The organism is Bacillus bruguierae (assembly GCF_037104725.1).
In the GTDB taxonomy this organism is placed as follows: Bacteria; Bacillota; Bacilli; order Bacillales; family Bacillaceae_G; genus Bacillus_A; species Bacillus_A bruguierae.
In genome coordinates, this window is sequence record NZ_JBAWSX010000009.1 from 127,264 (window position 1) to 140,781 (window position 13,518).

The 13,518-nt window shown below is 33.8% G+C and carries 8 protein-coding genes and 2 pseudogenes; 5 read left to right on the forward strand and 5 right to left on the reverse strand.

From position 1 onward, the window contains the following. Nucleotides 1-491 precede the first annotated feature (491 nt). On the forward strand, nucleotides 492-2,810 hold the full coding sequence (locus WAZ07_RS15890; protein WP_336473236.1) for an isopeptide-forming domain-containing fimbrial protein: 2,319 nt from the start codon (nucleotides 492-494) through the stop codon (nucleotides 2,808-2,810). A 1,910-nt stretch (nucleotides 2,811-4,720) separates the two neighbouring features. Here the strand turns inward: WAZ07_RS15890 and WAZ07_RS15895 are convergent. Next, nucleotides 4,721-5,407 (reverse strand): annotated as a pseudogene (locus tag WAZ07_RS15895) (alpha/beta fold hydrolase); the annotation flags it as partial. A gap of 282 nt (nucleotides 5,408-5,689) precedes the next feature. Here WAZ07_RS15895 and WAZ07_RS15900 point away from each other — a divergent pair. Together WAZ07_RS15900 and WAZ07_RS15905 are read left to right on the forward strand one after the other, a co-directional pair. Next, nucleotides 5,690-6,283 carry a TetR/AcrR family transcriptional regulator gene (locus tag WAZ07_RS15900; protein WP_336473237.1) on the forward strand — a complete coding sequence of 198 codons (594 nt, stop codon included), beginning with the start codon at nucleotides 5,690-5,692 and terminating at the stop codon, nucleotides 6,281-6,283. A gap of 246 nt (nucleotides 6,284-6,529) precedes the next feature. Next, on the forward strand, nucleotides 6,530-7,225 hold the full coding sequence (locus WAZ07_RS15905; RefSeq protein ID WP_336473238.1) for a YqeB family protein: 696 nt from the start codon (nucleotides 6,530-6,532) through the stop codon (nucleotides 7,223-7,225). Nucleotides 7,226-7,765: 540 nt separating this feature from the next. Here the strand turns inward: WAZ07_RS15905 and WAZ07_RS15910 are convergent. From WAZ07_RS15910 to WAZ07_RS15925, 4 genes and pseudogenes are all read right to left on the reverse strand, one after another. Further along, the gene (locus WAZ07_RS15910; RefSeq protein ID WP_336473239.1) at nucleotides 7,766-8,122 is read right to left on the reverse strand and encodes a hypothetical protein; all 357 of its coding nucleotides are present in this window, start codon (nucleotides 8,120-8,122) and stop codon (nucleotides 7,766-7,768) included. Between the two features lie 77 nt (nucleotides 8,123-8,199). Then, nucleotides 8,200-10,155, reverse strand: a complete 1,956-nt coding sequence (locus WAZ07_RS15915) for a M56 family metallopeptidase (RefSeq protein ID WP_336473240.1) — start codon at nucleotides 10,153-10,155, stop codon at nucleotides 8,200-8,202. Beyond that, a complete protein-coding gene (locus WAZ07_RS15920) occupies nucleotides 10,155-10,553 on the reverse strand; it encodes a BlaI/MecI/CopY family transcriptional regulator (protein WP_336473241.1) in 399 nt (132 codons plus the stop codon). Before WAZ07_RS15920 ends, WAZ07_RS15915 begins: the two co-directional genes overlap by 1 nt. Nucleotides 10,554-10,667: 114 nt before the next feature. Then, nucleotides 10,668-11,240 (reverse strand): annotated as a pseudogene (locus WAZ07_RS15925) (IS6 family transposase); the annotation flags it as partial. Nucleotides 11,241-11,455: 215 nt separating this feature from the next. On the opposite strand from WAZ07_RS15925, the gene WAZ07_RS15930 reads away from it, so the two are divergent. Next, nucleotides 11,456-12,307 carry a VanW family protein gene (locus tag WAZ07_RS15930; RefSeq protein WP_336473242.1) on the forward strand — a complete coding sequence of 284 codons (852 nt, stop codon included), beginning with the start codon at nucleotides 11,456-11,458 and terminating at the stop codon, nucleotides 12,305-12,307. A 369-nt stretch (nucleotides 12,308-12,676) separates the two neighbouring features. Further along, nucleotides 12,677-13,105 carry a GNAT family N-acetyltransferase gene (locus tag WAZ07_RS15935; RefSeq protein WP_016113520.1) on the forward strand — a complete coding sequence of 143 codons (429 nt, stop codon included), beginning with the start codon at nucleotides 12,677-12,679 and terminating at the stop codon, nucleotides 13,103-13,105. The last annotated feature ends 413 nt before the right edge of the window (nucleotides 13,106-13,518 follow it).

The window sequence follows — 13,518 nt, forward strand, 5'->3', positions numbered from 1 at the left end:
GCGATACCTCATCCCCAATATTTCTCAATAACCATTTTATGTAAAAGTGGTATATTTTATTTAGGTTATTAAAATAACCTAAATAAAATATTAATTTGTAAAAATAAGGAGGGATGTATGGAAAGAAATGCCCAACTATAGAATTATTGGTGAAGATAGACACAGTTTTCAGATTTGTTATGTTTAATTAGAGATGTGGTATCCTGTTTAAAAAATGATTTAACCTAAAATTCTTAAAGTGAAGATTGTTATTGATAAAGTTTATAAGAATTACATATTTGTTTATCTTCTACTTTATTCATACCACTCTAAATTTCTTTAACTATTATATTTTATTCAATTAAATTAAATTGACTTGTTAAGAATTATTCTTTTGTGAAGAGAAAGGTATGATTTGAACTATCTTTCCGAAATGAGGGAATGTATGCGATTAATGTCGAGTTTTAAATGATTTCAAGAAACGAGGCGATAAAATGGCACGGAGGAGCCTATTGTACAAAAAAACTAGGGAACGTTTTAAACAAATTGTAGTATTCTTCATGATATTTTTATTAGCATTTAGCGGCATGCTGCCTAGCGGTTTGCCGATGCTAAAAGTGAAAGCTGAAGATAATACTAATACAGCAGGTACGTGCTCACAACAACAGAAGCAAGTAGTGTTGATTAATGGTGATTTTGAAACTCCAACTGCAGGAGAACCAGTTTCATTTTTTGATGCTAAAGATGTTCCGGGATGGAATACTACAGATGTAAACGGAGAAATAGAGATTTGGAGAGATCAGAATCCAGCATCTGGACATCAACATGCAGAATTAAATGCATCGAGCGTTGGAATGCTGTATCAAGATGTAGAGACAACACCAGGACAAACAATACATTGGAGACTAGCCCATAAGGGAAGACTAGGGACTGACACTATGAGACTTCGAATTGGTGCAGTGACTGCAAATCCTCTAGAGACTCCAGAAGTGCAACAAATGACTGATGGAGACGAAACATGGGGACACTATGAGGGAACATACATTGTTCCACCAGAACAAACGGTAACACGATTTGGTTTTGAGTCTGTGTCTGCTGCCGGTGGGGACATAGGAATAGGGAATTTCTTAGATGATATTTTTCTTGGTTCAGGACCTTGTGTCTCAGCGACCAAATCTGTTGATAAAGACGGAGCTGTATATTTAGGAGATGAATTAACATATAAAGTGAATGCCAAAAACTATGGTGGTGACATTGCTTCTGACTCTGTTTTCATAGATACGATTCCTGATGGAACGGAATATGTTCCGGGGTCAATCAAAGTGACGAAAAATGGAACTACAACAGGTGTAACGGATGCGATAGATGGTGATGAAGGAGATTTCCAAAATAATAAAGTTACTGTTAAATTAGGAAATTTACCTTACATAAAAGATACGCCAGAAGGATTTACCGTACAATTTAAGGTGAAAGTTAAATTAAGTAATATTGGTAAAACAATAACGAATAAGGCGCAGATACAATATCAAGATTTATTAGTAAAACAACAAAAACAAACTGAAACGAACAAAGTTGTTAATGATGTTACCCCAAGAGATTCAAAATTAGAATCGGAAAAAATAGCAAAAAACCTCCAAAATAAAAGTACAGAAGTTGGAGACGAAATCGAGTATACGATTCGAACACGTAGTACGATTTCAGATAGCTTAGCTAAAAATGTAGTGATTGAAGATACATTACCGGAAGGCTTAGAATATGTACCAGGCACATTACAAGTAGACGGAAAAGTTGTAACAGATGCAGCCGACACAGACAATGGTCAATATGTGAACGGAACGGTAACTGGAAAACTGGGAGATGTGACAGATACAGAGTGGCATACGGTAATGTTCCACGCGAAAGTAAAAACGGGCCAGGCGGGTAAAAACATTCAAAACAAAGCGAAAGTAATAGGAGAGAATGTAACGCCACAAGAGCCACAGGCAAAAGTGGAAGTATATCCAAGAGATTCGAAGTTAGAATCAGAAAAAACAGCGAAAAACCTCCAAAATAAAAATACAGAAGTAGGCGATGAAATCGAGTATACGATCAAAACACGTAATACGGTTTCAGATAGCTTAGTAAAAAATCTAGTAATTGCGGATACATTACCAGAAGGATTGGAATATGTACCAGGTACATTACAAGTAGATGGAAAAGATGTGACAGATGCAGCTGACACAGACAATGGTCAATTTGCAACAGGAAAAGTAACTGGAAAACTGGGAGATGTGACAGATACAGAGTGGCATACAGTGGTATTTCACGCGAAAATCAAGTCAGGTCAATTTGGAAAAACGATTACGAACACAGCGGAAGTAACAGGAGAAGGTATATCAATACAAACTCCGAAAACGGACGTATCAGTGGATCCAGAAAAAACAGCTGACAAGCCAGCGATTGATCCAATCAAAGATACAGATAAAGAGATTACGGGTACAGGAACTCCTGGAGACGAAATTATTGTCAAAGATTCAACAGGAAAAGAGATCGGTAAAACAACTGTAGATAAAGATGGAAAATGGAAGTTAGATGTTCCGGAAGGAACAAAATTAACAAAAGGTGATGAAATCACCGCTGTAGCGAAGAAACCTGGAAGCGAGAAAGAAAGCGAACCAGCAAAAACAGTAGTTACAAGTGAAGAGAAAACAGTGGATCCAACAAAACCGATAGATCCGATGAAACTGTTACCAAGTACAGGTGGTCAATTTTCAATAGCACCATATGCAGGTGGATTACTTCTTGTAATTGGTTTACTGTTCTTAGTGAGAAGTAAAAGAAAATATAACTAAGAAGTAGTTAAACTATACCCATTATACAATGGAAGGTTTCATAGAAAGACTTTAGAATTTAAGCAGATGGTTTCGGTAGTGCACCGAAACCATCTTTTTTTAGCTTGCTGGCGATGGAGTGATATCCCTTATAGAAGGTGACAATTTTGTAAGAATACAAGCTTAATTTGTAAGACAAATACATGTTTTCTTTAACCATATTCTTCTAAAACAACATATGATCTAGTACAACAAACACTACAGTTCAATTGAACAATGTATAAGGAGGAATGAAAGTGCATGAAGACATTATTACGTGTTACAACTGCTATGACCGTAATGCTGTCAATAGTACCTTAGACTATTGACAGTGTATACGCACAGCCTACTCTAAAGATTGGAGGAGTAGCCATTGTAAACGACAAGCTTACATGAAAAGCATAAATTTAATCAAGGGGAATCGGTAATGAAACCATCAGTAAGACTTTGTATGTTAATGATTGCTATGATTCTGGCAGTTAGTGGCTTCACACCCAAAATAGCTAACGCCGAATTAAGTGAAAAAATTCAAAAGATCGAATAGTTTGTTGAAAAGCAAAGAAGCATTAGTAAAATTCCAGGCAGGATAGAGATCCCTGGCGTCGAACCAATTACTGGTTATTATGTACTTCATTCAGATCAAATTAGAATTACTTATACAGGAGGTTGTTGCCCTCATTGTGGTGGAAGTGATCCGTTATGCTGGTGCATGACTTTATAAACGATTATCATGAGCCTCTTACTCAAAGTTGACGATTAGACAAGTGCGGACGAGAAATCATCCGAAATAATTTAAGCACTATCTAAAAATAAGGTTAATATTGCAATTTTGCGATCCTTATTCTTGTTGTATACTCTATTCATGTGAGGTAGACATAACGCACCATTATCAGCAGTAACCAAATCCCAGAAAACCCTTCACACCAAGAGTTTGCCAGCCTTCCGTTCCTTCCGCTGTATGCGGAATTTCATACATCCCTGTCACAAAAGCATTTGGTAGTCCAAACCGTTCTCGTAGCCTGCATGAAATCCTGCATATCCTTAGCGTATAAAATCCGCATTTTGTCGTCAGTACCCCATTATTAATACTTATAAACTCAGCTAAAAACAAAAATAGCATACACATAATAAGGGAATGCTTGTATACTGATCTATACCGCATTCCCTTATCGTAATAATTGTATGTCCACTATATTTTTATTCTTCCTTTTCAAAAATTAAAATCCAAATTTCTTAGTTTCCACCTCTTTCTGTATCCATCCCATTGTATATAAACTCCTCAGTAAATGTCCGATTTATTAGCTGTCACCCCCATAAATCATAATAACTTTTAAAATAGTGATCCCAACTCTGTTATAAAAACAACAAATTGAATTTTTACAAAAGAAAACAACTTGGATACAAATGGATTATTTTCTTTTGTAAGGTGGAACAAAGAAAGAGTGGAAAAGCAATACACAAAAATGTAAATCACATGGAGTAAACCAACCAATAAAAACTAAAAATTCCGACAATTTAATTGCTGAGGGTTTTCGTTTACTCTTTCTTTGTTATTACGAGTTTAACATTAAAAATAACATAAATCAACAAAAAATCACAAAATTATTATAATTTCGACATTTTATTCATCTCATACTAATTTCTGCTTAAAAACATAGAGTTACTTATCGGTATTCAATGTATCTAAAAACCTAGAAAATTCCCTTCAGAAGATCTGAAGGGAATTTCCATTCACATAATCACAGTTATAGGAAGGAAATATCAATCACTGAGCATTAATATTCTTTAACTGAGTAACAGTTCCAAAACTGATTTTTAATAAAAAAAGGGTTACAGATTCGATTGTAACCCTTTTTCCAAGTGTTTTTTGTTTTATACGATTTCTATAATGATTACAGGACTGAAGTATGGTTCGAAATAGCGTTGATTATATGATCCCAATCGTCACAGTGAATCTCGTGACCCGATCCTTCTAGGGTTAGTAACAAAGCATGCGAAATTTCATTAACAAGAGCAAGGCCATGCTCGTATGGAAGCACTGTATCTTCTGTACCATGGATAACCAAGGTAGGTATATTGATTCCTTTTAACTTCCCCTCATAAGAATCATCGCCTTTAAGAAGGGAGTGATTAAACATACTGAGTAGATTATTTGCTCGTTTTATTTCTTTTTCTACTTGCTTATAAACCCTCTTCTCATCGAATTTATGCTTTGAACCACAGAGTAAAGCTGATCCTGCAACCAAGTAATTTGCAACAGATTCTTCATCCGACCAATTTAGTTTGGTCGCATTAGCATGGTAAGCGAGTATCTTCTCATCGATTGGAGGCAAATTTTGGTTGTTGTCTTCAGAACCAAAAATACCTGATGCAATCAAAGTTATACTTAGAACTCTCTGAGGGTTCCTTAAAGCTACAATTTGAGCAATCATTCCACCCAATGACATTCCAACAATGTGTGCTTCGTCAATATGATATGTATCGAGTACCCCAACCGCATCATCAGCCATATCTACCACAGTATAATGGGAACTCCCCGGCTCATAAGTAGTTGACCGTCCGACATCTCTATTATCAAACCAAAAAGAGATTATATTCATAAAGTAAAAAAACGCTATACTTTTTGTAGAAATATACAGAAAGGATGGCATTTTTTACTCTTGGAGGTAGAGAAAATTCTTAAGTTGATGGATGTGTATGGTGAGGCCTGTTAGAGGTCGTAGAGATTTTAAAGATATAATCTATAAAATTAGATTTGACAAGAATAGGAAAAAAATATACAATTCAATTAATTGAACGTTCAATCAAAAAAATGAATATCCAATTAAAAATAATAAAAAATTTATAAGGTGGTGATTCTTATGGAAGACAGACAATCTTTTATAACAGAAGCAAGAAGAGAACAAATAATTAAGGCCGCTGTTGAAGTTTTAAGAGAAGTTGGGTATGTAAGTACAAGTTTGTCGAAAATAGCAAAAAAAGCAAACATAAGTACAGGGTTAATTTCTTATCACTTTTCTGGTAAAGAAGATTTGATGAACAATACTTTAATGTATTTAGTTGAACAAGAATGGTTATTTATTAATGCAAGAGTTAGTCAAAAACAAGCATCTACAGAAAAATTAAAAGCATTTATCGAAGCAAGTTTAGCTTATCAGGTTATAAACCGAACAAATAATATCGCTTTAATTGAAATAGTTTTTAATGCACGAACACCAGATCATATTCCTTATTATTTACTAGAAGACGATGAAGAAGATTTAATAAAGGGTTTATTACAAGAAATTCTCTTACAGGGGCAGGAATCAAAAGAATTTGGAGATTTTAATATTCAAGTGACCGCAACAATTATTCAAGGTTCGATAGCGGAATCTTTGATATCTTCCCAAAGTAAAATGAGTTTAGAAAATTATAGTGAAGAATTGATAAAAAGCATATTGAAAATAGTTAAATAATGAAAACAAAAAATCATTTATATATAAGTTAATAAAATGACATAAAAACCCCTTTCTTTTTAGGGGAGGACGAGAGCATCTGGCCGTTCACAGAAGCGGTCAGGGCCTTTTCCTAACACATGCGAGGTTTAAAACAAAGAGAGTAAGCCAGTAGCAGCCATGTTGTATTCTGCATATCTGCCTTATATGTCGATATATAATTCCAAAATATTGTTTATAACTAATTTAATAGAGAGGATAGGTACTATGATAGAGAGAGAAACATTTCTTGGACATAGTAAGTTCGAAAAAGCAATTATTGTTTTAGTGCCCATGATATTAGGCGGTTTGATTGGTTGGTTTCTTCCCATCATTGCCAACGGGATACTAAAACTTCCAGTAGTTCCAATGGAAAAGTTAATTTTACTCATTACATTCTTTAACAGCTTATGGGTTTCAAGTCTTGCCACTGTTATTGGAACAATAGCAGGTTTATTATTAGGCTTTATTATTTTAAATGAGAGTCTCGAAGTCACAATTTCCTACAATAATTTACAGTTAAAATTTGGAGAAAAAGTAAATGTCATTGAGAAACAGGACATTTTAGCAATCTATATAGAAAATAAGCATTTAATTATCCTTGGACAAAAGAGTAATGAATTATATAGAGAAGTTATTGAAGTGAAGAAGGATACTGTACGAGAAGCTTTTAATAAATATCAATATCCATGGAATGAAACGGATCCATTTAGTAGCCAATATCAACGATGGATTTTAGGACATACTGACTTTTCCGAAAAAATAAATGTATTACTTTATGCTAGAGACCGTGCATTGAAAGAAAAGAAAAAGGCAGATGCTAAATATCTACGAGAAGATTTAGCTCAGTTAGGAGCTGTCATTAGAGATGAAAGAAATGGTCAGTACGTGAGACTTGCCCAAAATGCTAATTTTGATGCTTAGCATTTAACTCGATTTAGGTAAGACTATTTTCTATATTCTTTACCAATTTGAGTAGTAATTGTGTGCTATTTTTAATCGAACTTTATTTCAAAGTAGCTGATCTTCCATGGTAATAGATAAAGGAGGCGGGTTTACCGTCTTCTTTTTTTGCAATTTGTTACTGTGTAAATAATCCTTAGCGTGGCTATTTTCCGAAATGCTGGCGATGCCTCATGTCCATCAAGCTAAGGGTTTGGAACCACCCAAAAATGAAAATTTCATCTTTTCATAGGTGTCCATGAGAATTTAGTTTATTTTTTCGTTTTAGGGAACATTTAGTTTCTTAAGTTGATGGATGTGTGGTGCTACTCCATCGCCATCAAGCTAAGGTTTTGAAGTACCCCCTAAACGAAAATTTTCTTTCTCCACAGGTAGTTACTTTGAGAAGTCAGCTCATTTTTTTTCGTTTTGGGGCGTTTATTTTTCTTAAGTTGCTGGGCATATGGCGCTATCCTATTTAGAAAGAGATATTATCTTTCACCAGCACTTCTTGTTTAATAATTACATGAAAAAAAGCTTCCAATGTATTGGATCAGTTACTAATATGTAAACTATTACAACATCATAAAACCCTGTCAATATAAACAAGATGAGAGATGTTAAGATACATATTCCTGCATATCCTCCATTGTCCTCTGAAACATAATATGCAATCAATCCGAATACAAAAGACATCACAAGGAATACCATCTGTAAAATATCAAGTACAATCGATATTCTCATCTCAGCAGGAGTAAAATTACTGCCAGCATCGTCAGCAGAATAGTTATAATTCCCATATGAAAATATTAATACCCAAGTAATAAAAAACAACATCATACAAAGTAATGCTAAGGTGTTATATTTGTTTGAACGCATTTCTTTTCCTCCTAGTATTTATGCTTAATATAACTAAAAGGTGTTCTAAAGATATAAACCTTCAAAACACCTCTTTATTATTTCAGCATTGAAAGCATTATTTTTTCCAGTTCCGCTTTATTTACATTCCTATCAAACACTGCTTCCCCTGGATTGTCTAAACTATGATTAATAATGACAATTTGATACGCACTATTTTTCCCTTTTGCAGGAACAATCATCTTCATACCTTGTAAATTACTATGTGAGTTATGAGTAGAGTAGAATATTTGATTTCCTTCTAATTCGTATTGTTCAATGTTTTCTTCTACAACAAACAAATGATGGAACGGATCTTTACTTTCTCCGAATACTTGTGATTGAGAAATTGTATAATTTCCTTTTCCGTTCGCATATTCTAAATTAATAACTAATTCTGGTTTTCTTTTAAGGTAATAACCCACCTTTTCGTCCTTGAGGGTGTATCCTTCAATTGTATAAGCTGGCTTCTTAATTTGGAAATCCACATGTTGCTGCGCTTCTTCAACTGTATATGTTAGATACTTCCCTACCTTATCCTCATAAAGTTTAGATTTATTACGAAGTTCATTTAATTTTTCACGATTTTCTACGCTTAAACGCTCTTCTTTAACCTCTTTTATATTCCCTTGGAATTTTTCAGGCATGTTTACTTTAACTAATCCTTTTTTCTCGATATGTAATATCTCTTTATATAACTGCACATACTTCTCAAATTCTTCTTTTGTTAAAGCCTTTTCAGCAAGGTATAAAAAGTCCGTTCGACTTTCATATGTTCTTTTTGAGAAACCCCACTCTTTTCTCGCATTTTCTTCTGTACCAAATAGCCTGTCTACAGCATTTTGGAAAGCATCTTTAGATTTCTGACTTTTTTCTATCGTTTGTCCCTTCTGCCTTTGATCTCCTTCTATTACAGGTGCATTGAATAAAGAAATAGATGCAACAGCAACTATTGCAATAATTCCAAGCACAGACCAGCGATATGATTTCTTTTGGAATTTCTTAATCATAAGAATTCTCCTTTTTAGCGTTCGTTTATTTCTACTTAAATTGGCTAGATTCGGTGCTTGATAATAACTTGAATAATGTTCTAAAAGAGTAATAATTGTATGTCCATATGCAATTTGTTCCTCTGATTCTATAAAGGTAAGCGCAAATGCATCACAGGCTAGTTCTTGATCTTCTCGCATACATGAATAGGCATACCAAAGAATCGGATTAAACCAATTTAAGATGATTAAACTATACAAAACCCAATTTACAGCTATATCTCTTCGTTTCATATGAGATAGCTCATGGTAAAAAATATATTGTAGTTGTTGCTCATTCAATACCTTCATATGTCTGCTTGATAATAATACTCTCGGGCGAAAAAGCCCAAAAACAGTCGGACTTGAGATTTTCCCAGCCAACCGTAATGGAATTTGTTTTTTAATTCCCATAGATTGTTTACAGTTTTCAAAAATCCCAACAATTTTTTCATCCGTAATATTGGATTGCTTTTTTATGTAAGAATATAATCGTCTATTCGTAATACAAGTTATCGTCGCTAGAATAGCAACTCCAAAAAGCCAAATATATAACGTAACTTTATAAACGGAAAGTGTAGTATCTTCTTTCTTTTTATTACTATCTATTTGGTCACTCTCTTTCATTACATTTACGGAGTTAGATTTGTAATTATCTCCTTTTGTAGTTACTGAATGATTCGTTTTATCTTCTGACACGCTTTTTTGTTGTATAGCTGGAGTAGTATCCTTTTGAAAAATCTCAGACACGCCAGAGCTATATGAAAGAAGAGAATAAATACTGTAGGAACTATCTGGTGACCATGGTAATAGAAGTCTTACAATTAAAATCATCCATAACATGTACTGCCATCGCGGAGTTATCTTGTTTCTAAGCAAGATTTTGACACATAAGATTAATCCGACTAATATACTTGCCATAATGGATGTTTCTATCACCCAATCAAAAAATCGAGGTAGATAGACATTTGCAAACATATCTATCATTATCTATCCTTCCTCTGACTTTCCACAGTCTTCTCATCCAGAATACGTTTGAGTTCGTTAATATCTTCTGAAGAAAGTTTTTCTTCTTTTAAGAAATTCACAAGTAAAGGTTTAAATGCTGCACCACAGAAACGTTTGAGGAACGATTTGGTTTCTACTTGTAGATAACTATTTTGCGACACTAAAGGATAATATGCATACATACGCCCTTTATCCTGATGGTAAGAAACAGCCTCTTTTTGGACTAATCGATTAATAAGCGTTCGAATCGTTTTCGGTTTCCAATTCATCGTTTCATCAAGTACTTCAATTACTTCATTGGCTGTTTGAGGCGACCTTGACCAAAGAACTTTCATGATTTCCAATTCAGCTTCCGATATTTTAGGTAATTCCTTCATTTTATAAAATTCCACCCCTTGTATTACATTTGTAATCTATAATTAAATATTACGAATGTAATCCCATAATGTCAACCATATTTTGGATTTGAGAATACATTTCCATGAAAATCAAGAAATTAATCCCAACATAGAACGAACACGTTTCTTAATAAAACGATGATCTTGTTCTACAATGTTATTTAGATATTTTATCTGTCTTATTTGGATGCCTACAGGTATCTTTTTCTCTTTCTTTAACTCAGCAATGGCCATAGGATAGGCTGGGTTCTTGTCCACTGTGATCACACGGGGCTTTGAAATATGAAAAGACCGCAATGCCTTTTTAAAAAAGCGTTTTGCAGCCTTGTGGTCTCTAGTTTTACTTAAGTGAAAATCAATCGTATTACCTTCTGAATCAACGGCACGATATAAATACATCCATTGCCCTTTTACTTTAATATAGGTTTCATCGACTCTCCATGAGTCATTTGTTGATTTCAGATGATATCGTACTTGCTCTTCTAATTGAGGTCTATATTGATGAACCCATCGCATAATCGTTGTGTGAGCAATGAATAATCCTCTTTCCTCCATCATTTCCACCAGGTTACGAAAGCTCAAATTGTACCGCAGGTACCATCTTACTGTTAATAAGATTAGTTCAGGCTGATAATGCTTCCACTTGAATAGGTTTTGCTTTTCCATACTGATCACGTCCTTTTTTAGAGTACTAGTATCAGTATGTCCAAGTTTAGGAGATTACTTCCAGGTATTTTGAAGTTTTTGCACCAGAACCCTTTTTCTTGCTACCGATAATGTGGCGTTATGTCGACTAACTCTGTATAGAATATACATCCAAAAGTATACAGTACATCATTTTTCTTGAATGGTATAATTAGGAAGAAGGGAGAGGGAATAAAATGAATATAGTGAACTTATGTCCTAAACAGCGGTCTAAGTATCGTATTATGCTAGGAACATGGTATTACTCTACAAAGAGGTACATCCAGTGGTTAGCAGACAGAAAAACATACGCAAAAACTTTACAACAAGAAAAGTTACCCTGTACAGCGATTCAGCACCGAACGATACTACTTCGTAAGCTCAAGGATGTAGATATGTGGTATCAACAGAATAAAGTTGTTAATTTAAAGATTGCCATTAAACAGCTAGATGGTATCGTCATTAGACCGGGAGAAACATTCTCTTACTGGCGTTTAATAGGTAAGCCTACTAGGAGAAAAGGGTATGTAGAAGGTATGATATTACACTATGGATCTTTTCAAGCAGGCATTGGAGGGGGACTTTGTCAGCTTTCAAATTTAATATATTGGATGACCTTACATACACCACTGACAGTAACAGAGCGATATCGTCATAGCTTTGATGTCTTTCCTGATTCCAAGCGGACTCAGCCGTTTGGAAGCGGAGCAACTTGTTCCTATAATTATTTAGACTTACAAATTAAAAACGAAACGGACCAATCGTATCAACTTCACCTTTATATCACAGATAAACATTTAGTTGGTGAATGGAGAACAGCCTATCCGCAGCTTTATCAATATGAAGTTTATGAAAAAGAACACTCAATCCAATCTGCATACTGGGGTGGTTATATACGACACAATGTTATTCAACGTAGAGTATATAACCAACAGAAACAGTTTGTAGAAGATCAATATGTAACGGAGAATCACGCTATAATGATGTACGAACCATTATTAGCTTGTAATAACGAGGAAAAAGGAAAAAGTCCACATGTAGAATTTTAAAATAACTTCCGCTAACGAGAATTATGTAAAAAATAAAGCCGTTGTAAAGTGATAATAAAGTTATTTAATTTAGATATAAAAAATACAAGAGCCTTGCTACATTGAATTGTAGTAAAGCTCTTTAAAGTTGTTTAATTGCTATCCATTTAAAAGTGTTTGCACTCAAAAATCAATAATAAAGTTGTTTAATTCTTATTCAATTAAAGCCCCGTTTACTGAATAAATAATAAAGATTTTATAGAATAATTAATTAAATGTTTATTGGAGGTTTTATTAATGAACAATATAAGTTCATGGCTATATAACATGAAAATCATAAATTACTTATTGGGAAGGAGTTGATAATTTAAAACTAAAGGAGAGATATTCATGATATATAGAAAAGCAAATCAGAAAGATTATGTTACAATTTTGAACATATGGGAAGAGTCGGTTTTAGCTACTCATCACTTTTTAACAGATACCGATAGAGAAGAGATTAAAAAAGAAATACCCTCATATTTCCAACATCTTAATATCCAGTTATGGTATGAAAAAGATGATTTAATTGGCTTTTCTGCTGTAAATAAACAACACTTAGAAATGTTATTCTTAAAACCAAATAAAACAGGTAAAGGATACGGTAAAGCTATTATTTATTCTTTAATTAAAGACTTTGATATTACGACAGTTGATGTAAATAAAGACAATAAGAGTGCAACTAAATTCTATATAAATAATGGCTTTTTTATAGTAAGTGAAACAGAAACAGATTCTTCGGGACGTCCATACCCTATACTACAGCTAAAGTTAAAATAAGGTAAAGGTAGAGGTCCTCCTTTACCTTTGATTTTTGCACTACACTGCGCGGTAGTCCAATAAGAATTAAACAACTTTATTGTCACTTAACATCTATTTTCAATACCCGTTTATTTACTAATTAGTTGGCTTGGATACATAGTACTAAATCAAGAACCAATTAGTACTGAGACTATAATTCAAGAAAAACAAATAGAACTCTAAAAATAACTTCCGCTAACAAGAATTATGTGAACATAAAAGTCCTCCAGTTAAACAATCTGGAGGACTTTTAATAGTCTTCTAAATACATTGAATCCCGATAATAGGACGTTATGTTAACCTTACATGTATAGGGCATGCAACAAAAACCACACATTACATGGCTTTCCCTAAATGGGGTTCAGCCGATATACATGTAATTTTGAGTCATA